Raw genomic sequence first — 23,091 nt, 5'->3', positions numbered from 1 at the left:
CTTACAGCACGGCGTGGGTCCGGACGTAATCCCGTACCGCGGCCGCGTCGCAATCCATCACCTGCACGCGCTGCGGCAGGGACTCCAGATCCGCCAGTCCGGCCGGCGGAGGCACCGGGCGGCCCAGCGCCTGTTCGATCGTCTCGGAAAACTTCGCCGGCAGCGCGGTCTCCAGAACCAGCATCGGCACGCCAGGTTCGACGTAGTCCCGCGCCACGCGTACGCCATCCGCGGTATGCGGGTCGATCAGCACCCCCGTATCGTCATAGGTCGAACGGATGGTGGACAGACGGTCCGCATGGGAACTGGCGCCTGCCACGAAGCCATACTGCGACTCGAACGCGGGCCGCATGGCGGACAGATCGAACTGGCCGGTCTGCACGAGCTCGCGCCACAGATCCGCCACGCGCGCGGCATCCGCGCCCACCAGGTCGTAGACGAAACGCTCGAAGTTGGATGCCCGCGAGATATCCATGGACGGGCTGGACGTCGCATAGGTGTGCAGCGCTGAACGGGGCCGGTAGATGCCAGTGCGGAAGAATTCTTCCAGCACGTTGTTTTCGTTGGTGGCGAGCACAAGCCGGCGCACCGGCAAGCCCATGCGCCGGGCGATGTGGCCGGCCAGGATGTTGCCAAAATTGCCCGACGGCACGGCAAACGATACCTGCTGGTCCGCACGCGTCGTGGCGCGCAGCCAGCCGTGGATGTAATAGACGACCTGGGCGGCGATGCGCGCCCAATTGATCGAATTCACCGCGCCCAGCCGGCACGCCGATTTGAACTCGAGGTCGCCGGCCAGGGCCTTGACGATATCCTGGCAGTCGTCGAACACGCCCCGCAAGGCGATGTTGTGGATGTTCTCGTCCTGCAGCGAGTACATCTGGGCCCGCTGGAAGGGGCTCATGCGGCCATGCGGCGACAGCATGAACACCGCCACGCCCTTCTTCCCGCGCAGCGCATACTCGGCCGCCGATCCGGTATCGCCCGACGTGGCGCCCAGGATGTTCAGCGTCGTGCCGCGCTTGGCGAGCACGTATTCGAAGACATGGCCGAGGAACTGCATGGCCATGTCCTTGAAGGCCAGCGTCGGCCCTTCGGACAGGCCCAGCAGACTCATGCCGCCCGTCAGCGGCCGCAACGGGACGATATCCTCGCTGCCGAATACCTGCTCCGTATACGCAGCCCGCGTCAGCCGCCGCAAGTCGTCCGCGGGAATGTCATCCGCAAACAGCCGCAACACCTCGAACGCCAGGTCCGCATAGGGCAGCCCGCGCCAGGACGTGAGCGTTTCCGCCGACAGGCGCGGCAACGTTTCCGGCACCGCCAGTCCGCCGTCCGGCGCCAGGCCCTCCAGCAAAATGTCGGAAAAGCTCTGCGGCGCCATCCCACCGCGCGTAGAAACGTACTTCATGACAGTTGCTCCATGCGGATGCGGGTCATCCGCGAACGCACGAACGGCAGGTCTTCGATCTGCGCGATGGCGCGGTTGACGTCGCCTTCCACCGCCTCGTGCGTCAGGAAAATGATATCCGCGCCGCCGATGTGCGACGGCTGCTGGATCATGGAGCCGATCGAAATCCGGTGTGCGGCCAGAATGCGGGCGATGTCCGCCAGCACGCCCGGCTGGTCATCCACACGCAGGCGCAGGTAATAGGACGTGGATACCTGCTCGATGGGCAGGATGGGCGTATCGGACATGGCGTCCGGCTGGAAGGCCAGGTGCGGCACGCGGTTGCCCGGATCGGCGGTATGCAGGCGGGTAACGTCCACCAGGTCCGCCACCACGGCCGACGCCGTCGGCTCCTCGCCGGCGCCCTGCCCGTAATACAGCGTGGGGCCCACGGCGTCGCCGCGCACCAGCACCGCGTTCATCGCGCCCTCGACGTTGGCCAGCAGCCGTTCGGCGGGCACCAGCGCGGGGTGCACCCGCAACTCGATGCCGTGCGGACGCCGGCGCGTGATGCCCAGCAGCTTGATGCGATAGCCCAGCCGTTCCGCATGCGCGATGTCTTCCTGCGCCAGGGCCGAAATGCCTTCGACATAGGCCTTGTCGAACTGCACCGGCACACCGAAGGCCAGCGACGCCAGCAGCGTCAGCTTGTGCGCCGCATCCACGCCTTCGATGTCGAAGGTGGGGTCGGCTTCCGCATAGCCCAGCCGCTGCGCCTCGGCCAGCACGTCGGCAAAGGGCAGCCCGCGGCTGCGCATTTCGGACAGGATGAAATTGGTCGTCCCGTTGATGATGCCCGCCACCCACTGGATGCGGTTGGCGGTCAAACCTTCGCGTATGGCTTTGATGATCGGAATACCGCCCGCCACCGCGGCTTCGAAGGCGACCATGACGCCGCGTTCGGACGCGGCCGCGAAAATCTCGTTGCCATGCTTGGCGAGCAGCGCCTTGTTGGCCGTGACCACATGCTTGCCCTGCGCGATGGCTTCCAGCACCAGCTCGCGCGCCAGCGTGTCGCCGCCGATCAGTTCGACGACGATGTCGATATCGGGATTGCGCACGACCTCGTAGGCGTTGGTCGTGATCGCCACGGCGTCGCCGACGCGGCTGGCCGCCTTGGCGGCGTCGCGCACGGCGATATGCGTCACTTCGATACGGCGCCCCGCCCGCCGCGCGATTTCTTCGGCGTTGCGCGACAGGACCGTCCAGGTGCCGCCGCCCACCACGCCCAGGCCCAGCAGGCCCACCTTCATGGGATTCATTTCAACAATCCGTCCTTGCGGAACATTTCCTTGATGCCGCGCACCGCCTGGCGGGTGCGCTGCTCGTTTTCGATGAGCGCGAAGCGCACATATTCGTCGCCGTACTCGCCGAACCCGATCCCCGGGGAGACGGCGACCTTGGCGTCCGCCAGCAAGCGCTTGGAAAACTCGAGCGAGCCCTGGGCCTTATAGGGTTCGGGGATCTGCGCCCAGATATACATGGATGCCTTGGGAATCTCCACATTCCAGCCGGCCTCGTGCAGGCCTCGGGCCAGCACGTCGCGCCGGCTGCGGTACTGTTCCACCACCTGCCGCACGCAATCCTGCGGCCCTTCCAGCGCCGCGATCGATGCAACCTGGATGGGCGTGAACGTGCCGTAGTCGTGATAGCTCTTGATGCGCGCCAGAGCGTGCACGAGCTCGCGATTGCCCACCATGAAGCCGATGCGCCAGCCGGCCATGTTGTAGCTCTTGCTCATGGTGAAGAACTCGACGGCGACGTCGCGGGCGCCAGGCACCTGCATGATGGACGGCGCGACATAGCCGTCGAAGCAAATATCGGCGTACGCCAGATCGTGGACGACCAGGATGTCATGCTCCTTCGCCAGCGCCACCACGCGCTCGAAAAAGGAAAGATCCACGCACTGCGCCGTCGGATTGCTGGGAAAACCCAGCACCATCATCTTGGGCTTGGGAATGGACTCGCGAACGGCGCGTTCCAGTTCTTCGAAGAAATCCACGCCGGGCGTCATCCGGACGGAACGGATATTGGCGCCGGCAATCACCGCCCCGTAAATATGGATGGGGTAACTGGGATTGGGAACGAGCACCGTATCGCCGCGGTCGAGGGTGGCGAGCATCAGGTGCGCCAGCCCTTCCTTGGAACCAATGGTGACGATGGCTTCGCTGTCCGGATCGATATCCACGGCATAACGGCGCTGATACCAGTCGGAAATGGCCTTGCGCAAGCGCGGGATGCCCTTGGAAACCGAATAACCGTGCGTATCCGGCCGGCTCGACGCCTCGACCAGCTTATCGACGATATGGCGCGGCGTGGCCCCGTCCGGATTTCCCATCGACATATCGATAATGTCCTCGCCCCGCCGTCGCGCCGCCATTTTCAATTCGGCCGTGATATTGAAAACATAGGGCGGCAGGCGCTCGATGCGCGAGAACTTCCTCATGGCGGGAATCCTTGATGCGGGGAGGGAATTGTTGGGCTAACCCGATAATCTAGCCGATGGCGCGCAGCCCGGCAAATAGGCTCAAAAAATGCCATTTCCCTCGTGTTGGGCGCGCAACATGCCGCCATTCCGATGCGCTATTATCCGCACAACAAGCCGGAGTCCTTATTGAAGCTACATACTGAGCCTGCGTCGGCGCTGAACACCGTCACGGCATACGGTGACGGATATATCGAAGTCAACCAGGTACGTTTTTCCCACGCGGTCGCATTCGGCCCCGAAGGCCCGGTCGCTGAATGGCCGGTCGATTCGGCAGACCAGATCACTTCCGCGCTGTTGCGCCAGGCCGCCGGCCTGCCTGAAGCCGCCAGCGATCCGCTCGCTTTCCTGGACGAGCCCGCCACCGCGCCCGCCCTTCCTCCCAACGCCCCGGAAGTCCTGCTCATCGGCACCGGCGCCCGCCAGCGCTTCCTGCGCCCCGAGGTGCTGCGGCCGCTGCTGGGCGCCGGCATCGGAATCGAGGTGATGGACACCCAGGCCGCCGCGCGCACCTACAACATTCTCATGTCCGAAGGCCGGCGCGTCGTCGTCGCGCTGATTCCCACCGGAGACCCCGCTCGATGAAGCCGATCATAGGCAAACCCGCCCCGCTCTTCACCGCCGACAGCACGATCGGCCCGATCAGCCTGGAGCAGTGCCGGGGGCGCGCCGTGGTCCTTTACTTTTATCCCAAGGACAACACGCCGGGATGCACGACGGAAAGCCAGGACTTCCGCGACCTCTATCCCGACTTCCTGGCAGCCAGTTGCGTCGTGATCGGCGTCTCGCGCGACTCCTTGAAGTCGCACGAGAACTTCCGGTGCAAGTACGAGCTTCCCTTCCCCCTGATCACCGACCCGGACGAAACCGTGTGCAATCTGTTCGGCGTCATTAAACAGAAGAACATGTATGGCAAGCAGGTGCGCGGCATCGAGCGCAGCACCTTTCTGATCGATGCCTACGGCGTGCTGGTGCAGGAGTGGCGCGGGGTGAAAGTGCCCGGCCATGCCAAGGAAGTCCTGCAGGCCGCGAAAAGCATCGGTTGATCCGAATGATGCAGTCCCGTCAGGCGATATTGCCGGCCCCCCAAGGAGAGTGACTCCATGCCGCTTCCCAAGTTGCCCACCCGTCCCGCCGCCATCCTGACCTTCCCCTCGGGCGAGGCCGCGCGCCCGCCCGCGGCACGCAGCGCCAAACCGTCGGCGGCACAGCCGGCGGAAGAATCAGTCCAGCACGAGCTGGCCGGCATCGCGGAAGCGGAAGCCGAGGCGCCGCGCAAAACCGCGGCACGCAAGCAGCCGGCTCGCAAGGCGGCGACCGCGCAGACGAGCGCGCCGTCGCCCGCCGCCACGCCGGCGCTGCGCGCCGCACCTGCGCCTGCCCCGCAGCCCGCGCGCAAGACGCGCGCTCGCGCCGAGAGCGGCGTGCGCAAGCTTTTCGTGCTGGACACCAACGTCCTGCTGCACGACCCGACTTCGCTCTTCCGCTTCGAGGAACATGACGTCTTCCTGCCCATGATGACGCTGGAAGAGCTGGACCATCAGAAAAAGGGGATGTCGGAAGTCGCGCGCAACGCGCGCCAGGTCAGCCGGTCGCTGGACGCGCTGGTAAGCGACACGGTGAAGCTGGAGGAAGGCTTGGCGCTGAACGCGCTGGGCAACAAGGACGCCAGCGGCCGCCTGCTTCTGCAGACCACGGCCATACACAGCACCCTGCCCTCCGACCTGCCCATGGGCAAGGCGGACAATCAGATCCTGGGCGTCGTACGCGCCCTCCAGGAAAAGTATCCGCAGCGCGAGGTCGTGCTGGTGTCCAAGGACATCAACATGCGGCTGAAGGCGCGCGCGCTGGGGATGGCGGCCGAGGATTATTTCAACGACCATGTCCTGGAAGACTCGGACCTGCTCTATACCGGCGTCATGGCCCTGCCGGAGGACTTCTGGAACAAGCACGGCAAGGACGTCGAGTCGTGGCAGCAGGGCGGCACCACCTTCTACCGCATCAACGGCCCGCTGTGCGCGCAGTTCGTCGTCAACCAGTTCGTGTATTTCGAAGGGCAGATGCCGCTGTATGCGCAGGTGCGCGAGGTCAACGGCAAAACCGCCGTGCTGGCCACCCTGCGCGACTACACCCATGGCAAGAACAACGTGTGGGGCATCACGGCGCGCAACCGTGAACAGAACTTCGCGCTGAATCTGCTGATGAATCCGGAATGCGATTTCGTGTCGCTGCTGGGCCAGGCGGGCACCGGCAAGACGCTGCTGGCCCTGGCGTCCGGCCTGACGCAGGTGCTGGAGACCAAGCGCTACACCGAGATCATCATGACGCGCGTGACGGTTCCCGTGGGCGAGGACATCGGCTTCCTGCCAGGCACCGAGGAAGAAAAGATGCTGCCCTGGATGGGCGCACTGGAAGACAATCTGGACGTGTTGAACATGGGCGACGGCGACGGCAACGGCGACTGGGGCCGCGCCGCCACCATGGATCTCATCCGCTCGCGCATCAAGGTGAAGTCGCTGAATTTCATGCGCGGCAGGACTTTCCTGAACAAGTACCTGATCATCGACGAGGCGCAGAACCTGACGCCCAAGCAGATGAAGACGCTGGTGACGCGCGCAGGCCCGGGCACCAAGGTGGTCTGTCTGGGCAACATCGCGCAGATCGACACGCCCTACCTGACCGAAGGCAGTTCGGGGCTGACCTATGTCGTTGACCGCTTCAAGGGCTGGCCGCACTCCGGACACGTGACCCTGCAGCGCGGCGAACGGTCCAGGCTCGCCGACTACGCCGGCGACGTTCTGTAGCAAGGGAAAGCGCCGCATGAGCGCCACCAAGCCATCCCGCGCGGGACTGCCCGTCGGCATCACCATGGGCGATGCCGCGGGCATCGGGCCCGAAATCGTGGTGCAGGCCTACGCCCAGGGGCTGGCGGCGCCGGCGGTCGTCTATGGCGATGCGGGGGCGCTGCGGCGCGCCGCCGACCTGCTCGGCGCGCGCGTCTCCGTGCGCGAAATCGCGGGTCCCGGCGAGGCTCCGCCTGCGCCCGACGCCATTGCGGTGGTCGCCTGCCATCCGGCCCTGCCGCCGGACCTGGCGCCCGGACAAATCAACGGACTCGCTGGACGCGCAGCTTATGAATATGTATGCGCCGCCATCGACGACGCCATGGCGGGCCGCATCCGCGCCATCGTGACCGCGCCGCTCAACAAAGCGTCGATGCATGCGGGCGGCATCGATTATCCCGGCCACACCGAAATACTGGCCGAGCGCAGCGGCACGAGCGAGTTCGCCATGATGCTGGCGAATCGCGAGTTGCGCGTCCTGCTCGTCACCATCCACGTGGCGCTGGCCGACGTGTTCGCCCGCATCACGGTGGGGTCGGAACTGCGCGCCATACGGCTGGCGCACACCGCCTGCCGGCAAATGGGCATCGCGCGTCCCCGTGTCGCCGTGGCGGGCCTGAATCCCCATGCCGGCGAGAACGGCAAGTTCGGCCGCGAGGAAATCGACATCATCACTCCCGCCATCGAGGCCGCACGGAGCGAAGGCATCGATGCCAGCGGGCCGTGGCCCGGCGATACGGTGTTCATGCGTGCCCGTCGCGGGGACTTCGATATCGTGGTCGCCCAGTATCACGACCAGGGGCTGATACCGGTGAAATACCTGGGCGTGGAAGAAGGCGTCAACGTCACCGTGGGACTGCCTTTCGTGCGCACGAGCGTGGATCACGGAACGGCGTTCGACATCGCGTGGCAAGGCATCGCGGACCCCAGTTCGCTGGTCGCCGCCTTCGACCTGGCGCTCGCCATGACCCCTGACGCATCGACAGCGGATTGAAAGCATCGGGGTGGACGCGGGACTACAATAGCGCCACCTTACAATCCCCATACTGGCCGGCTGGCGCGGTTGCCGCGTGGCAGACCGCCCTCCGTCGCAGCACAATGAACCGCTTCACTCGCTTTTTGCCGGACCGCTTCACGCTGTTCCTGGTGATCACCGTCATCATCGCCAGTCTGCTTCCCGCCCATGGCCAGGGCATCGACGCCTTCGAAATCATCACCGACATCGCCGTCGGACTGCTTTTCTTCCTGCACGGCGCAAGATTGTCGCGTGAAGCCATCATTGCCGGCATCACGCACTGGCGCCTGCACAGCCTGATCTTCACGACGACCTTCATCCTGTTCCCGGTGATCGGCCTGCTGCTCAAGCCGGTCCTGATGCCGCTGGTCACGCCCGAGCTATATCTGGGCATCATGTTCCTGTGCTGCCTGCCCGCCACGGTGCAATCGGCGATCGCGTTTACGTCGATGGCGCGCGGCAACGTGCCGGCGGCGGTGTGCAGCGCTTCGGCATCCAGCCTGCTGGGCATTTTCATCACGCCGATCGCTGTGGGGCTGGTGGTGGTAAAGGCAGGCAGCTCGCCCGTGTCCTTCGATGCGGTCGGCAAGATCATGCTGCAACTGCTGCTGCCTTTCGTGTTGGGTCAAGTCCTGCGCCGCTGGATCGGCGGCTGGGTCCACAAGCGCAAGTCGCTGCTGAAGGTGGTGGACCAGGGTTCCATCCTGCTGGTCGTCTACACGGCCTTTTCCGAAGCGGTCAACGAAGGCCTGTGGCACAACACGCCGCTGCCCGCCCTGGCCGGGCTCATTCTCGCCTGCGCCGTGATCCTGGCGGTCGCGTTGTTCCTTACGACAATGCTGGGCCGCATCATGAAGTTCAACGTGCCGGACCGCATCACGCTGCTGTTCTGCGGTTCCAAGAAAAGCCTGGCCAGCGGCATTCCCATGGCGCAGGTGCTTTTTGCCGGCCATGCGGTGGGCGCGATCGTGCTGCCGCTGATGCTGTTTCATCAATTGCAGTTGATGGTGTGCGCCGTGCTGGCGGGCCGCTTCGCGCGGCGCCCGGAAGCCGACGAAGGCGGCCGCCACTGACCGCCATGGGCTGAGCCGGGACGCCGTTGCGCCCCCAGGCCTGGCCTCAATACTGCGGCGCCGCCGTGAAGTTCAGGAAGCGCGTGCTCATGCCCTGGAACGTCAGGCGCACGGTGCCGATCGGGCCGTTACGCTGTTTGCCGATGATGATTTCGGCCGTGCCTTTGTCCGGAGAGTCGGGGTTATAGACTTCGTCCCGGTAGATGAACAGGATGACGTCCGCGTCCTGTTCGATAGCGCCGGATTCGCGCAGATCGCTCATGACGGGCCGTTTGTTCGGGCGCTGTTCCAGGCTGCGGTTCAGCTGCGACAACGCGATCAGCGGGCAATTCAATTCCTTCGCCAGCCCCTTCAGCGAACGGCTGATTTCCGAAATTTCCGTGGCGCGGTTCTCGCCCGCGCTGCTCGCGGACATCAGCTGCAGGTAGTCGATGATGATCAGGCCAAGCTGGCCGCATTGCCGCGCCAGCCGGCGTGCGCGGGCCCGGACTTCCATGGCGCTGAGCGCCGGCGTTTCATCGATATAGACCTGCGCGTCCTGCATCAGTTGCACGGCATGCGTGACGCGCGGCCAGTCCTCCGCGATCAGCTTGCCGGTACGCATGCGGTGCTGGTCGAGCATGCCGACGGAACCGAGCATACGCATCGCCAGCTGCACCGCGCCCATTTCCATAGAGAAGACGGCCACCGGCAGGCCCTGCTCGATCGCGACGTGCTCGCCGATGTTCATCGAGAACGAGGTCTTGCCCATGGACGGGCGGCCCGCGACGATGATCAGGTCGCCCGGCTGCAGACCGGACGTCATCTTGTCCAGGTCTGTAAAGCCCGTCGGCACGCCAGTCACGTCCGAATCGCTCTCGCGGTGGTACAGCTCGTCGATGCGCTCGACCACCTGCGTCAGCAACGGCTGGATCTCCTGGAAGCCAGCCGAACCGCGCGCCCCTTCCTGGGCGATCTTGAAGACCTTCGACTCCGCTTCGTCCAGGATCTGCCGCGCTTCCTTGCCCTGCGGATTCAGGGCCGCCGCGGCGATCTCGTCCGCGATGGACACCAGCTTGCGCAGCGTGGCACGCTCGCGGACGATCTCGGCATAGCGCCGGATGTTGGCCGCCGACGGCGTGTTGTGCGCCAGCGAGTTCAGGTAAGCGATGCCGCCGACATCTTCCGCCTTGCCGGCCGTGACCAGCGCTTCGTGCACGGTGATCACGTCGGCCGGCCGGGCCAGCCCGATCAGCTTGGCCATGTGCTGCCAGATCAGGCGGTGGTCGTGGCGGTAGAAGTCCTCTTCGACCAGCACGTCGGCGATACGGTCCCAGGCGGCGTTGTCCAGCAGCAGCCCCCCGAGGACGGATTGTTCCGCCTCGATGGAATGCGGCGGCACGCGCAGATATTCGAGCGTGGTGTCGGTGGGAGATGTCATCGGTTCATTCATGGTCGCAACGCGTCGGCCACGCGGAAGAAGCCCTGGATGTCGCGGGATCGCAGCCAGCCGAGCAACGGCCGCAGCGGCCACGCAATGACGCGCAGGAAGCGGCCCAGCCGCAACAGCCCCGCACGCACCTGGGGATCCGGGTTGATTTCGAAATAGGCATCCAGCATAACCTGCCCCAGACGCGGCATGACCGCCGACGGCAGTTTGCGCATCGAAAGCAGGGACGCCACCATCTGGAACAAATCGTAGGCCTGGCCCAGCGGCCGCGACAGCGCCTCGCCGATGTTCTCCTCGAAATCGATGCGCCAGATCTCGCCGTTGCGCACCGTGAGGTTGCGGATCTGCGCGCCCCCATGGCAGAAGCCGCGCTGATGGAACTCGGCCAGGTCGCGTCCGGCCTGGCGGGCCAGCTCCACGCGATATTCCTCGCTGCCGTGGCGCATCAACGCGTTCAGGTCGGTGCCGACGTGCTCCAGAACCAGCAGGCCGGGTTCCTGCCACCAGATGTCCGGCACGCGGCAATCGGCCGCGCGCAGGCGGCGCAGGCGCTCCGCTTCGTAGTCCAGGCCGTTGCGCAGCAGCACGCCAGGATTGGGAAACTCCCCAAGCACCAGCCGGCACCCCACGCCCAGGACGAACGCACGCACGTAGCGCAGGACATAGCCGATGCGCCCGCGCAGACTCTCGCGCCGGCGCTTGACGACGCATTGGACGCCATCGATCTCGACTTCATCCACCGACGGTTGCGGCGTCGCCCTGGATCGATCCAGCCAATCGCGCAAGCCGGCGGGCGGCGCTTCGTGTCGGGGCGGCAGGGTCAAAGCGAGTCCTGTGAGAATGACGGGTGGACAGCACGGGAAGTGCCGATGGTACGACGGCGTCCGCATCGCGGCGGTTTGGCGCATGCCCGCGCCACAAGGCAAAAATGCCCCATCGCGGGGCATTTTTTTGCAGCGGGTGCCGTCGATCGGCGGAACGCCGGACCATGCGTCCATACGTTCCAGCCAAAGGCCAGCGGCGCCTGAGCGCGCCGGCGCCGCGGGCTCAGGCCATTTCGCCTTCGACCACGACAGTGACGTCCGTCACCACGTCGGCGTGCAGGGCGACCTGCACGGGATACTCGCCGACGGCCTTCAGCGGACCGGCGGGCAGGCGCACCTGCGACTTCTCGACGTTGTCGAAACCGGCTTTGCGCATGGCTTCAACGATGTCGGCGCTGGTGACCGAACCAAACAGGCGGCCGTCCACGCCGGCCTTTTGCGAGATCTTGATCTGCTGGCCGGACAGGCGTTCGCCCAGGGCCTGGGCGGCGGCCAGGCGTTCGGCCTGGACTTTTTCGAGTTCGGCGCGGCGCGCCTCGAACGCTTCCTTGGCCGCCGCCGTGGCGCGTTGCGCCTTCTTCTGCGGGATCAGCCAGTTGCGAGCGTAGCCGTCACGGACACGGACGATATCGCCCAGGTTGCCCTTGCCGGGGACTTTTTCGAGCAGGATCACTTCCATCACGGGCTCCGGATCAATTGTGGTTGTCGGTGTAGGGCAACAGCGCCAGGAAGCGCGCACGCTTGATGGCGGTGTCCAGCTGACGCTGATAGTGGGCCTTGGTGCCGGTCAGGCGAGCCGGGATGATCTTGCCGTTTTCCTGGATGAAGTCACGCAGCGTGTCCAGATCCTTGTAGTCGATCTCTTCCACGCCGGCTGCCGTGAAACGGCAGAACTTGCGGCGCTTGAACAGCGGGTTCTGTTGCGCGAACTTGCGTTTTTCCTTGCGCTTACCGAAGAAAGCCATGATGTGCCTCTTGAATCGTTTGGGTCCTTGACCCGTATCTCTTACCTATGCAGGGCGATCCCTGCCCCATCGTTCCCATAACCGGTCCGGATATCCGGCGCCATCCCGGCCCTCACGCCACCGGCGGATCTCCGCCGGCCGCCAGCCGGGTAGCGCGCTGGACGTGCAGCCTGAGCTTGACCGCGCCCTGGCGCACGGGCGCCAGGAAACCCTGCACCTGCAGCGGCGTACCCAATTGGATGTCCGCCAGCATGAGGGCCAGGTCGCCCACGACCACCGCCTGTATCGTCAGTTCCACGCGACGGGGATGCCCCGCCTCGACGACTTCCGACACATGGCCCAGCGTCATCTCCAGTACCGGGATGCCGGCGGGCGTATGGCGCAGCGGCTCGCGTTCGAGAACCTGTGCGCTCAATGCGGTTTCATTCATGGTCCGCTCGCGCCGGGTCGCCCCGGCTGGATATCGGGCAGGTGGAACACCCTGCCGCTGAAACCGGTCTTGCAGCCTTGAATCAGCCGGATGGCCGACCGATTACTCGGCCTGAGCCGCGGCCGCTTCCGCCGAAGCCTTGCGCGCTTCTTCGCGCTCAACGGACTTCATCATGATCGACGGGGCGGTCTGGGCCTTCTTGGTCTTGATGACCAGGTGGCGCAGCACGGCGTCGTTGTAGCGGAAGGAGTGCTCCAGCTCGTCCAGCGTGGACTGGCTGCACTCGATGTTCAGGCACACGTAGTGGGCCTTGACCAGCTTCTGGATGGGGTAAGCCAGCTGGCGGCGGCCCCAGTCTTCCAGGCGGTGGACGGTACCGCCCTGGCCGGTGACCAGCGACTGGTAGCGCTCGACCATGGCGGGCACCTGCTCGCTCTGGTCGGGGTGAACGATGAACACTACTTCGTAGTGACGCATGGGTAAAACTCCTTGTGGATGTCCCTGACGCCGCCGCGCTCGCCATTGGGCATAGGCCATATGGGATTCCTTAGGGGATTCCGTATGAGGATTCCGCAAGAGGACTCCATATGGCCCGCCGGTTGATCGAACGGGAACCGCGTCCGGGGGGCAGCCCGCCGGACCAGCGAGTCGAAACGCCGCCATGGCGCACACCCCGATGCCGTCGTAGACAGCGAAGGCGCGGCGCTTGTGGCGGGCTTCGATCGCCGGGCGATCGAGCAAGAAAGCTCTCGATTATCGCCCGAATCGGGCTTTCGCGCAAGCTTCAGGCGGGTTGGGCGGGTCCCTGGCCTTCCACCACCGCGTAGGCGGAATGATTGTGGATGGACTCGAAGTTTTCCGCTTCGACCCGGTAGGCGCCTACTCCGGCGCGAACGGACAGACGCGCGGCAACGTCGCGAACGAGGTCCTCGACGAACTTGGGGTTGTCATAGGCGCGTTCCGTCACGAATTTTTCGTCGGGACGCTTGAGCAGCCCCCAGACCTCGCAGGACCCTTCATCCTCGATCAAACGGATGATTTCATCGACGCCCACTTCGTCGCCGATGCGCGCCGACACCGTGACGTGCGAGCGCTGATTGTGGGCGCCGTACTCGGAGATGGCCTTGGAGCAGGGGCACAGGCTGGTAAGCGGCACCTGGACGACGAGTTCGAAATCGACCTCGTCGCCGGCGGCGCGCGCGATCCACTGCACCTCATAGTCCATCAGACTCTGCACGCCGGAGACCGGCGCCGACTTATTGATGAAATATGGGAAAGCGGCGGTGATGTCGCCGCGCTGCGCATGCAGCAGCGGCAGCATTTCGCGCGCCATATCGCGGAAGGCGGCCGGCGTCATGGGAACCTGGCGGTACTTTTCCAGCAGCGCCACGAACCGCGACATATGGGTGCCCTTTTCCTGGGCCGGCAGGGCCACCGTCAACGTCCAGTTGGCCACGGTCGCCATGGCGCTGCCGTCGGCAGCCTGCACCAGCATGGGGTGGCGCACGCCACGAATGCCGACGCGCTGAATGGGGATGTGCCGGGTATCGGCCGAACTCTGGATGTCCGGCATGACGAGGGCGGGGTCGATAGGGGAATTCATTTGTCTGGCCTTTCACAAACGGGCTGCTCGAGCACCGTCCTGAATCTCGATGGTGGAGCATTATCCCCTAAAGACCTGCCCAGGGGCGGGAAAACCCTTTTACCCATAATGTCCCGCCGGGCGCATCGCACAGCCGGCACGGCGCCGCGCCGGCGCCAGCCTGCCGGATCAGCCGCGGTTCACTTTCTGGATCGGCCGGTCCAGCAGATGACCGAACCGGTTGCGCACGGCCGTTTCGATGCCATGCTCGTCCAGCCCCACCGCGGCCAGCAAGGCCTGCCGATCGCCATGGTCGATGAAACGATCGGGCAGGCCCAGCTGCAGGACCGGGATGGTGACGGCGGCGGCATTCAGGGCTTCGCAAACGGCGCTGCCGGCGCCGCCCATGATGGCGCCCTCTTCCACGGTGACGAGTGCGTCGTGGCGCGATGCGAGTTCACGCACCAGCGCCTCGTCCAGCGGCTTCACGAAGCGCATGTCGGCAACGGTGGCATCCAAAGCCTCCGCCGCCTTCTCCACCGCGGGCAGCAACGTGCCGAAGCACAGAATGGCGATCGTGGCGCCATGGCGCCGGACGACGCCCTTGCCGACCGGCACGTCGTCCAGGGTGGCGGGCACCTGCGCGCCTCGCCCGCCGCCGCGGGGATAGCGCACCGACGCGGGGCCGGGATAGCGGTAACAGGTGGTCAGCAGCAGCCTCGCTTCCGCCTCGTCGGATGGGGTCGCCACGACCATGTTCGGAATGCAGCGCAGATAGGCGATGTCGTAGTTGCCGGCATGCGTGGCGCCGTCGGCGCCGACCAGGCCGGCACGGTCCAACGCGAAAGTGACGTCCAGGTTCTGCAATGCCACATCGTGGATGAGCTGATCGTAGCCGCGCTGCAGGAAGGTCGAATAGATGGCCACCACCGGCTTCTGCCCCTCGCAGGCGAGTCCCGCAGCGAAAGTGACCGCATGCTGCTCGGCAATGCCAACGTCGAAGTAGCGCAAAGGATAGCGTTGCTCGAATTCGACCAGGCCGCTGCCTTCCCGCATGGCCGGCGTAATGCCGACCAGCTTCTCGTCCTGCTCCGCCATGTCGCACAGCCACTGGCCGAACACCTGCGTGAACGTCAATTTGGAAGGCGCCTTTGCCGGCACGATACCCACCGCCGGGTCGAACTTGCCCGGCCCGTGATACAGCACCGGGTCCGCTTCGGCCAGCTTGTAGCCCTGCCCCTTGCGCGTCACGACATGCAGGAATTGCAGCCCTTGCAGCGCCTTCAGGTTCTGCAGCGTGGGGATCAGCGCGTCCAGATCGTGGCCGTCGATGGGCCCGACATAGTTGAAGCCGAATTCCTCGAACAGCGTGGCCGGCGTGACCATGCCCTTGGCGTGTTCTTCTATGCGCCGGGCAAACTCCAGCACCGGGGGCACATGCTGCAACACCGCCTTGCCCATATTCTTGGCGGCCGCGTAGAAGCGCCCGGACATCAGCCGGGCCAGATAGCGGTTCAGCGCCCCTACCGGCGGCGAGATCGACATATCGTTGTCGTTCAGGATCACCAGCAGATTGATGTTCGGCGTGACGCCCGCATTGTTCATGGCTTCGAACGCCATGCCCGCCGACATGGCGCCGTCGCCGATCACCGCGATGTGCTGACGCGACACGCCCGCGTTGCGGGAGGCCACCGCCATGCCGAGCGCGGCGGAAATCGAGGTCGATGAATGCGCCGTACCGAAGGCGTCGTATTCCGATTCGCTGCGGCGCGGAAAGCCGGAAATGCCGCCTTCCTGGCGCAGGCGCGCCATGCCTTCGCGGCGGCCGGTCAGGATCTTGTGGGGATACGACTGGTGGCCCACGTCCCAGACGATGCGGTCGTCCGGCGTATCGAAAACGGTGTGCAGCGCCAGCGCCAGCTCGACGGTGCCCAGGTTGGACGACAGATGGCCGCCCGTGCGGGAAACCGAAGCCAGGATGAACGCGCGCAGTTCATCGGCGAGCTTCTTCAGGGCGCGCCGGTCCAGCCGCTTCAGGTCCGCAGGGCTATCGATGGTTTCCAATAAGTCAGTGGTCATGCTTTTCGCAACCCAGGGCGGGGCGCCGCAGGCGGCCGAACGCCGCTTCAGCGATCCCGCAATACGATGAAATCGGCCAGCTCCGCCAGCCGCGCGCGCCCTTCTCCGAGCGGGGTCAACGCATCCAACGCCGCCGCGCGCAAGTCCTGTGCGAAGGCCCGCGCCTGATCCAGGCCCAGCAGCGATACATAAGTTGGCTTGTTCTCCGCCGCGTCCTTGCCGGCCGTTTTGCCCAGCCGGCTGGTATCCGCCGTCACATCGAGGATGTCGTCCACCACCTGAAACGCCAGTCCGATCGCCTGCGCATAATCGTCCAGTGCCTGCCGGGCGCTGGAACTGGCGCCCGACACGATGCCGCCCAGCGCCACGCTGACGGCCAGCATGGCGCCGGTCTTCATGCCGTGCATGGTCTGCAATTCGTCGCGGTCCAGCGCACGGCCGACACTCTCCAGATCGATCGCCTGCCCGCCCGCCATGCCCAGACTGCCCGAGGCGCGGGCCAGCACCTTGGTCGCCTGGACCACGAGCGCCGGGGCGATGGGCATTTCGGCCAGCAGCTCGAATGCCAGCGGCTGCAGCGCGTCGCCCACCAGCATGGCGGTGGCGTCGTCGTATTGCACGTGCACGGTGGGCCGCCCGCGGCGCAACGTGTCGTTGTCCATGCATGGCAGGTCGTCATGCACGAGCGAATAGGCATGTATCAGCTCGACCGCGGCCGCGGCGCGATCCAGCGAGGCGTCGATCGCGGCGGCATGGCCGGTTACCGGGCAGGCCTGACCGGCGGCGTACACGAGCGCGGCGCGCACGCGCTTGCCGCCTCCCAGCACCGCATAGCGCATGGCTTCATGCAGACGCGCCGGCACCGTGTCTACGGACGGCAGCAATTCATCGAGCGTGCGCTCGACATGCGCGGCGCGGTCCGCCAGCCAGTCCTGGAAAGCGAGATGGGCGTGCTTCATCCGTTCGATTCGTCGTCCAGCGCGTCGGGGTCCAGGGGGCGCAACAGGTCGCCTTCCAGCACCCGCACCTGTTGCTCCGCCTGCGCCAGGCGCTCCTGGCAGATGCGCGTGAGCTCGACGCCGCGGCGGTAGGCCGCCAGCGATTCCTCCAGCGGCAGGGAACCGTCTTCCATGGCGGCGACGAGCGCTTCCAATTGCGCCAGGGCCGTTTCGAAGTCCTGGGGCAACGGCGCCTCGCCACGTCCGCCCGACGCCGCTGCGGAAGAATCGTTCTGCTGATCGGCTTGCGTGGGGGCCAAACGTGTCTCCGTTGAGATGCGCGTGAATAATCCTGGAATTGTACGAGATCGGGGCGGGGGCGGCCTCTGGCCAACCCCGATTGCATTCGGGACGACGCATTCTTATAGTCGTCCGGGCCCGGCTCGAAACAATCCGTATCGACCGCAATCCTGCGGGGGGCGGACAACACCGGCGCCACGGCGCGCCGCAACACAAGGGGAAAGCCATCCATGCATGCCTGGTTGAAAATCATCGCCGCCACCGCCCTGGCGGCGGCCTGCGGTATCGCGCAAGCACAGGACTATCCATCCCGCCCGATCAAGGTCGTCTCGCCCTTTCCGGCTGGCGGCGCGACGGACGTCCTGACGCGGCTTCTGGCCGAGCGGATGAGCAAGGATCTGGGCACGTCCATGATCGTCGAGAACCGGGCGGGCGCCGGCACGACCATCGGCGCATCCTACGTCCAGCGTGAACCGGCCGACGGCTACACCATCCTGATGGCCACCAACTCGACGCTGGTGACGAACCGCTTCCTGTACAAGTCATTGCCCTACGACCCGGATGGGTTCGCGCCCATCGGCATGGTGGGTATCGGGCCGCTCGTCCTGCTGTCCAGCCCGAAGACGCCTTTCGGCAACGTCAAGGAACTGGTGGACTACGCCCACAAGCATCCCGGCAAAGTGACCTTCGCCACCTTCGGGCCCGGCACGTCGTCGCATCTGGCTGCCGAGCTGTTCAAGAGCCAGACCGGCACCGACATGCTGCACGTGCCCTTCAAGGGCGCCACGCAGGCCTTGCCCGCGCTCATCGCCGGCGACGTGGATATCTTCTTCGATATGGTGGCGACCGGCATGCCGCAGGCGGACGCAGGCAAGGTGAGGGTGTTCGGCATTACCAGCACGCAGCGGCTGGACAGCGAACCGAAGCTGCCGACGCTCGCCGAACAAGGCTATCCAAAGTTCGACATGACGGCCTGGTTCAGCTTCGTGGCGCCGCCGCACACGCCCGAAACGGCGCTGACGAAGCTGCGCGCCGCACTGATGGAAGCGCTGAAGGACGAGACCGTCCGCAAAAAGATGCTCGATATGGGCATACAACCGGCATCGGGCACCGCGGAGGCATTGATCAGCCAGATGAAGGCCGAACAGCCCGTCGTTCAGCAGCTGGTGAGGCAGGCGAACATCGTCCTGCAATAGGCCGAAGCGCGCGCCGGCCGCAGGAGACGTCCGGCGCCGGCGCGGTGACGGGGACTGGGGTACAATACGCAATTCACTCGATCGGCCAGACCGATTTTTCTTCGCGCCAGAACGGATTCGTGCCGTCCTGGCTTTTTTATCCGAGCGGAGGGAATCATGACCGACATTGGTCGGATGGCGCAATTCGTGCCAGCTCGCACCCAGCTACCCGTCAGTGCCTACTTTGACGAAGCCCGCTTCCGGCGCGAGCAAGAACGTATCTTCAAACAATCCGCGCTTTACGTTGGTCATCGGAAGATGGTGCCCGAAGTGGGCGACTGGCGCACGCTCGTCCAGGAAAACGGCGGCCGGGCCCTCGTCCATACCTCCGAGGGCGTGGAGCTGATTTCCAACGTTTGCCGCCACCGCCAGGCCCTGATGCTGGGCGGCGTCGGCGGACAGGCCGATCCCGCCGGCAATCTGAAGGCCACCGGCGGCAATATCGTCTGCCCTCTGCACCGCTGGACCTACAGCCCGCAGGGCGAGCTGCTGGGCGCCCCCCAGTTCGAAAGCACGCCATGCATGAAGCTGGACCGCTTCCGCCTGCGCGATTGCCATGGGCTGCTGTTCGAAGGCCCGCGCGACCCGGCGCAGGATCTGGGCGGGCTGTTCGCGCGTCCGGAGTTCGATTTCGGCGACTACGTGCTGGACCACGTGGAAATCCACCAGTGCAACTACAACTGGAAGACCTTCATCGAGGTCTATCTCGAGGATTACCACGTCGGCCCCTTCCACCCGGGGCTGGGCCGCTTCGTCACGTGCGATGACCTGACATGGGAATTCGGCGCCTGGCACAGCGTGCAGCGCGTCGGCGTCCATCAGGCTCTGGCCAATCCGGGATCGGACGTCTACCGTGCGTGGCATGACCGGCTGCTGGATTACCGGCAGGGGCAGGCGCCGGATTTCGGCGCGATCTGGGCCACGTACTTCCCGACGCACATGATCGAGGTCTACCCGCACGTGCTGGTCCTTTCGACGCTGCATCCCCGCGGCCCGCAGGACACCGTGAATGTGGTCGAGTTCTACTATCCCGAAGAGATCGCCGCCTTCGAACGCGAATTCGTGGAAGCGCAACAGGCCGCTTACATGGAAACCGCGAAAGAGGACGACGAAATCGCCGAACGGATGGACGCCGGCCGCAAGGCCTTGATGGAGCGCGGCGTTACCGAAGCGGGGCCGTACCAGTCGCCCATGGAAGACGGCATGCAGCACTTCCACGAGTGGTACCGGCGCATCATGGAAGAAACCGATCCGCACCCGTGACGCTGGGCCGCGCCGCACCGGCGGCGCTTTCTGGAGCTTCGCTGCGACAGCACCGCGGGCCGGCTATCCGGCCCGCGATTTTTTGGCTGGGCCGGATAGCCGGCCCGCGATTTTTTTCAACCGGGCCGGTTATCGCCTCCGCGACTTTTCGACTGGGCGGCGGCCCCGGCCCCCGATTTTTCGGGACCGGCCCGCCTGCCCGTGCGGCGATATCCCGGCAGCGGCCGCTTTCCCGTTGCCGCGAAATCCCGATCGGGCAGCCGTCAGCCCTTTTCCCTGGGCCGCGATGGGTCGCTGATCCATTCGCTCCATGAACCCGGGTAGAGCCGCGAGCCGCCAAGGCCGGCGACTTCCATGGCGAAGAGGTTCGCAGATGCCGTAATGCCGGATCCGCACTGGTGAACGATGGATTCGGGGGGACGATCCCCAATGACGGCGATGAACTCCTGCCGCAATTGCGCCGGCGACTTGAAGCGGCCGTCCGCCTCAAGGTTGTCGGTGTAGGGCCGGTTCAGCGCACCCGGGATGCGGCCCGCTTCCGGGTCGATGGGCTCCACTTCCCCGCGGTAGCGGGCGGCGGCGCGCGCGTCGACGAGCGTAAAGGACTTGCTTCGCAGGTTGGCCAGGACCGCGTCGGCGTCCACGGCCTGCACCAGCGGCGCCCGCACGACGGCCTGGGCCGGCGCCTCGGGCTGTGGCGCCGGGCCGCTTTCGACGGGCAACCCGCCTGCCGTCCAGGCTTGCCAACCGCCATCCAGAACGGCGACGCGATCGTGGCCGATCCAGCGCAGCAGCCACCACAGATGCGCGGCGAACTGGCCCCCGCTGGCGTCGTATCCGACGACCAGCGTCTCGGGCCGCACGCCGTGCGCAGCCATCAGGCCCGCCAGCGCCGCGCGGTCCGGCAGCGGATGCCGTCCGTTGCGGCCGGTGCGGGGTCCGGCCAGTTCGGTTTCGTTGTCCAGGAAGCGCGCGCCCGCGACGTGCGATTCCTCGTACTGGCGCCGCCCCGCGGCGAAATCGCCCAGGTCGTGCCGTACGTCGAAGACGCGCACGTCCGCGTCGTTCAACCGGGCGGCCAGCTCGGATGCGGATATCAGTGGAGCGGGACGCATCGCCGTTTCTCCTGTCATGCCTGCTTCTCCTTTTTCGCCGCCGACCCGGCTCGCGTTTCCCGCATGGTGCGCCAGATGGAAAGCAAGCCCGCGGCGATGATCAAGCCCATGCCCACCCAGGCGATTTCGTCCAGATGATCATGCCAGAAGGCCATCCCGAGGACGGCCGCGAAAATGATGGTGGTGTACTGCAAGGCGGCCGTCAACAGCGCAGAGCCCAGGCCGAAGGCGCGAGTCATGGCCAGCTGGCCGAACAGGCCGGCCACGCCGATCCCGGTAAGGGCAACATAGCCGGTGGCGTCCGCGCCGCCCCACCCTTCCGCGAACAGACCCACGGCGCTGCTCAGGGAAACGGCGCAGGAAAAGAAAAGAACCGTCCGCCATTCGGGTTCGCCGATACGGCCGAGTTCGCGGATCTGCATCATGGCGACCGCGGCGGCGCCCCCGGCGCCCAACCCGAGCAAGGCGGCCAGCCACTGGTCGTCCCCGATGCTGGGACGAAGGACGGCGATCACGCCCAGGAAACCCAGGCCCACCGATATGATCCGGACCATGTCGCGCTGGGCCCCGCCCCACCCCAGCATCCAGGCCGCAATGAAGAGCGGCGACGTATAGGTGAGGCTGGTGGCCGTAGCCAGCGGCAGATGAGACAGGGCGAAAAATCCCAGCCACATCGAGCTGACGCCGGCGACGTTGCGCCAGACGTGGAGCTTCCAGCTGCTGGGAACGATGGACTGGCGTGCGGCGCGTGCCCAAACCAGCAGGAGTACGACCGACGGCAGCCCGCGGAACAGGACAACCTGGGATAGCGACGCGTTGTGTTCCGTTGCCAGCTTCACGCAGGACCCCATGATGGCGAACATGAGGGACGCCAACAACATCCAGAGAGCCTGCATGGGACGGGAACGCGCGTAGGTAGGGTTGCAAGGAAGCGATACTATACTCTGCCGCTGGCTTCGGCCCCTCCGCGTGTCGGCATCGCAGGATGCCCAATGCCGCAGCGAACTTTTCAATACGCTGCGGAACCTGGACCAAGACGGGTCGTCAAAGCTACATCGCTCGCAAAGGGACCATAAAAACCATGAAACGCATTGTTTTGTTCGTGCTCACCAACCTGGCCGTCATGCTCGTGCTGTCGGCCACGCTGCGCATTCTGGGGATCGACCGTTATCTGACCATGAACGGGCTGAACGTCAGCCAGTTGCTGGTCTTTTCCGTGGTCGTCGGCTTTACCGGCGCCATCATTTCGCTGCTCATGAGCAAGTCCATGGCCAAGTGGAGCACGGGGGCGCAGGTGATCGCCCCCAATGCGCCGCGCACCCAGCAGGAGGCCTGGCTGCTCGACACGGTGCACCAGCTTGCCGACCGCGCCGGCATTGGCCGGCCGGAAGTGGCGATTTACGAAGGCCCCCCCAACGCATTCGCCACAGGCGCATTCAAGAACGATGCGCTGGTGGCCGTCAGCACGGGCTTGCTGGAAAGCATGACGGAAGAAGAAGTGACGGCCGTCCTGGGCCATGAAGTTGCGCACATCGCCAACGGCGACATGGTCACGCTGACGCTGATCCAGGGCGTGGTCAACACCTTCGTCGTTTTCCTGGCGCGCGTCGTGGGCTATTTCATCGACAAGGCCGTGTTCCGCAGCGAACGCGGCATCGGGCCTGGCTACTACATCACTGTGATCGTCTGCGAAATCCTGTTCGGGATCGTCGCGTCCATCATCGTTGCCTGGTTCTCCCGCCAGCGGGAATACCGCGCCGACGCCGGGTCGGCGCACCTGCTGGGTTCGCGCGATCCCATGATCCGCGCGCTGGCGCGCCTGGGCGGGCTGGAATCGGGTCCGCTGCCGAAGTCCTTCGAGGCGTCCGGCATCGCCGGCGGCGGCGCCATCAGCGCGCTGTTCGCCTCGCACCCGCCGATCCAGTCCCGCATCGCCGCGTTGCAGCGGGGGTAGAGGTCCACCCCCGAAGCGCTATCGCGCTTCCCCCTCAAGGGGGCGACGCTGGCGGACCGGCGGAGCCGGATCCGCGGCGTCCCCGATCGTGGGGCACCGTGGTTTATTGGG

General features: G+C 65.7%; 23 protein-coding genes. 8 read left to right on the top strand and 15 right to left on the bottom strand.

What is annotated here, in order from left to right:
• Window position 1: 1 nt before the first annotated feature.
• The 3 genes from thrC to alaC are packed head-to-tail and all read right to left on the bottom strand — an operon-like array spanning window position 2 to window position 3,896.
• Complete coding sequence (gene thrC, locus CAL13_RS07520) at window positions 2-1,411, bottom strand: threonine synthase (protein ID WP_086056853.1); 1,410 nt, start codon at window positions 1,409-1,411, stop codon at window positions 2-4.
• Entirely contained in the window at window positions 1,408-2,712 is a 1,305-nt protein-coding gene (locus tag CAL13_RS07515; RefSeq protein WP_086056852.1) for a homoserine dehydrogenase, read from the bottom strand. The genes thrC and CAL13_RS07515 overlap by 4 nt, the downstream gene beginning before the upstream one ends.
• Window positions 2,709-3,896, bottom strand: coding sequence for an alanine transaminase (gene alaC, locus CAL13_RS07510; RefSeq protein ID WP_086071972.1), 1,188 nt, complete (start codon window positions 3,894-3,896; stop codon window positions 2,709-2,711). Before alaC ends, CAL13_RS07515 begins: the two co-directional genes overlap by 4 nt.
• A 168-nt stretch (window positions 3,897-4,064) precedes the next feature.
• Between alaC and CAL13_RS07505 the strand changes: the two genes are divergently transcribed.
• The 5 genes from CAL13_RS07505 (at window position 4,065) to CAL13_RS07485 (ending at window position 8,866) form a co-directional block, all read left to right on the top strand.
• Window positions 4,065-4,520: an Mth938-like domain-containing protein gene (locus tag CAL13_RS07505; protein WP_086073556.1), complete on the top strand. Its 456-nt coding sequence runs from the start codon at window positions 4,065-4,067 to the stop codon at window positions 4,518-4,520.
• Window positions 4,517-4,981 (top strand): peroxiredoxin, encoded by a 465-nt coding sequence (locus CAL13_RS07500; protein ID WP_086056850.1) that lies wholly within the window; start codon window positions 4,517-4,519, stop codon window positions 4,979-4,981. Before CAL13_RS07505 ends, CAL13_RS07500 begins: the two co-directional genes overlap by 4 nt.
• 57 nt (window positions 4,982-5,038) lie before the next feature.
• A complete protein-coding gene (locus CAL13_RS07495; RefSeq protein ID WP_086071971.1) occupies window positions 5,039-6,739 on the top strand; it encodes a PhoH family protein in 1,701 nt (566 codons plus the stop codon).
• A 16-nt stretch (window positions 6,740-6,755) separates the two neighbouring features.
• Window positions 6,756-7,772, top strand: coding sequence for a 4-hydroxythreonine-4-phosphate dehydrogenase PdxA (gene pdxA / locus CAL13_RS07490; RefSeq protein ID WP_086071970.1), 1,017 nt, complete (start codon window positions 6,756-6,758; stop codon window positions 7,770-7,772).
• A gap of 104 nt (window positions 7,773-7,876) precedes the next feature.
• On the top strand, window positions 7,877-8,866 hold the full coding sequence (locus CAL13_RS07485; RefSeq protein ID WP_086056847.1) for a bile acid:sodium symporter family protein: 990 nt from the start codon (window positions 7,877-7,879) through the stop codon (window positions 8,864-8,866).
• Between the two features lie 46 nt (window positions 8,867-8,912).
• Here CAL13_RS07485 and CAL13_RS07480 read toward each other — a convergent pair whose 3' ends face one another.
• The 10 genes from CAL13_RS07480 to CAL13_RS07435 all read right to left on the bottom strand — a co-directional run bounded on the left by CAL13_RS07480 (window position 8,913) and on the right by CAL13_RS07435 (window position 17,433).
• Window positions 8,913-10,286: a replicative DNA helicase gene (locus CAL13_RS07480; RefSeq protein ID WP_086071969.1), complete on the bottom strand. Its 1,374-nt coding sequence runs from the start codon at window positions 10,284-10,286 to the stop codon at window positions 8,913-8,915.
• A gap of 8 nt (window positions 10,287-10,294) precedes the next feature.
• Window positions 10,295-11,119 carry a hypothetical protein gene (locus CAL13_RS07475; protein WP_086056846.1) on the bottom strand — a complete coding sequence of 275 codons (825 nt, stop codon included), beginning with the start codon at window positions 11,117-11,119 and terminating at the stop codon, window positions 10,295-10,297.
• Window positions 11,120-11,342: 223 nt separating this feature from the next.
• A complete protein-coding gene (gene rplI / locus CAL13_RS07470; RefSeq protein WP_086056845.1) occupies window positions 11,343-11,798 on the bottom strand; it encodes a 50S ribosomal protein L9 in 456 nt (151 codons plus the stop codon).
• Between the two features lie 13 nt (window positions 11,799-11,811).
• Window positions 11,812-12,084: a 30S ribosomal protein S18 gene (gene rpsR / locus CAL13_RS07465; protein WP_086056844.1), complete on the bottom strand. Its 273-nt coding sequence runs from the start codon at window positions 12,082-12,084 to the stop codon at window positions 11,812-11,814.
• A 112-nt stretch (window positions 12,085-12,196) separates the two neighbouring features.
• Complete coding sequence (gene priB, locus CAL13_RS07460; RefSeq protein ID WP_086056843.1) at window positions 12,197-12,514, bottom strand: primosomal replication protein N; 318 nt, start codon at window positions 12,512-12,514, stop codon at window positions 12,197-12,199.
• Window positions 12,515-12,616: 102 nt separating this feature from the next.
• Entirely contained in the window at window positions 12,617-12,991 is a 375-nt protein-coding gene (rpsF, locus tag CAL13_RS07455; RefSeq protein ID WP_086056842.1) for a 30S ribosomal protein S6, read from the bottom strand.
• 307 nt (window positions 12,992-13,298) lie between these two features.
• Window positions 13,299-14,117 carry a GTP cyclohydrolase FolE2 gene (folE2, locus tag CAL13_RS07450; RefSeq protein ID WP_086071968.1) on the bottom strand — a complete coding sequence of 273 codons (819 nt, stop codon included), beginning with the start codon at window positions 14,115-14,117 and terminating at the stop codon, window positions 13,299-13,301.
• A gap of 168 nt (window positions 14,118-14,285) precedes the next feature.
• Window positions 14,286-16,175, bottom strand: a complete 1,890-nt coding sequence (dxs, locus tag CAL13_RS07445; RefSeq protein WP_086071967.1) for a 1-deoxy-D-xylulose-5-phosphate synthase — start codon at window positions 16,173-16,175, stop codon at window positions 14,286-14,288.
• Between the two features lie 47 nt (window positions 16,176-16,222).
• On the bottom strand, window positions 16,223-17,134 hold the full coding sequence (locus CAL13_RS07440) for a polyprenyl synthetase family protein (protein WP_086071966.1): 912 nt from the start codon (window positions 17,132-17,134) through the stop codon (window positions 16,223-16,225).
• On the bottom strand, window positions 17,131-17,433 hold the full coding sequence (locus CAL13_RS07435) for an exodeoxyribonuclease VII small subunit (protein ID WP_420042417.1): 303 nt from the start codon (window positions 17,431-17,433) through the stop codon (window positions 17,131-17,133). Before CAL13_RS07435 ends, CAL13_RS07440 begins: the two co-directional genes overlap by 4 nt.
• 210 nt (window positions 17,434-17,643) lie before the next feature.
• Here CAL13_RS07435 and CAL13_RS07430 point away from each other — a divergent pair, with 210 nt between their 5' ends.
• Both CAL13_RS07430 and CAL13_RS07425 read left to right on the top strand, forming a co-directional pair.
• Window positions 17,644-18,609, top strand: coding sequence for a Bug family tripartite tricarboxylate transporter substrate binding protein (locus tag CAL13_RS07430; RefSeq protein WP_086056838.1), 966 nt, complete (start codon window positions 17,644-17,646; stop codon window positions 18,607-18,609).
• 156 nt (window positions 18,610-18,765) lie between these two features.
• On the top strand, window positions 18,766-19,911 hold the full coding sequence (locus tag CAL13_RS07425; RefSeq protein WP_086056837.1) for an aromatic ring-hydroxylating oxygenase subunit alpha: 1,146 nt from the start codon (window positions 18,766-18,768) through the stop codon (window positions 19,909-19,911).
• A 263-nt stretch (window positions 19,912-20,174) separates the two neighbouring features.
• Here the strand turns inward: CAL13_RS07425 and CAL13_RS07420 are convergent, their stop codons facing one another.
• Entirely contained in the window at window positions 20,175-21,044 is an 870-nt protein-coding gene (locus CAL13_RS07420; RefSeq protein WP_232467788.1) for a sulfurtransferase, read from the bottom strand.
• A complete protein-coding gene (locus CAL13_RS07415; RefSeq protein WP_086056835.1) occupies window positions 21,041-21,922 on the bottom strand; it encodes a DMT family transporter in 882 nt (293 codons plus the stop codon). Before CAL13_RS07415 ends, CAL13_RS07420 begins: the two co-directional genes overlap by 4 nt.
• Before the next feature lie 185 nt (window positions 21,923-22,107).
• Between CAL13_RS07415 and htpX the strand changes: the two genes are divergently transcribed.
• A complete protein-coding gene (htpX, locus tag CAL13_RS07410; RefSeq protein WP_086071964.1) occupies window positions 22,108-22,980 on the top strand; it encodes a protease HtpX in 873 nt (290 codons plus the stop codon).
• The last annotated feature ends 111 nt before the right edge of the window (window positions 22,981-23,091 follow it).

It is taken from the genome of Bordetella genomosp. 9 (assembly GCF_002119725.1).
GTDB lineage: Bacteria > Pseudomonadota > Gammaproteobacteria > Burkholderiales > Burkholderiaceae_B > Bordetella_C.
Note: the sequence above shows the minus strand (reverse complement) of the source record. Positions and strands in the feature narration are given on the sequence as shown.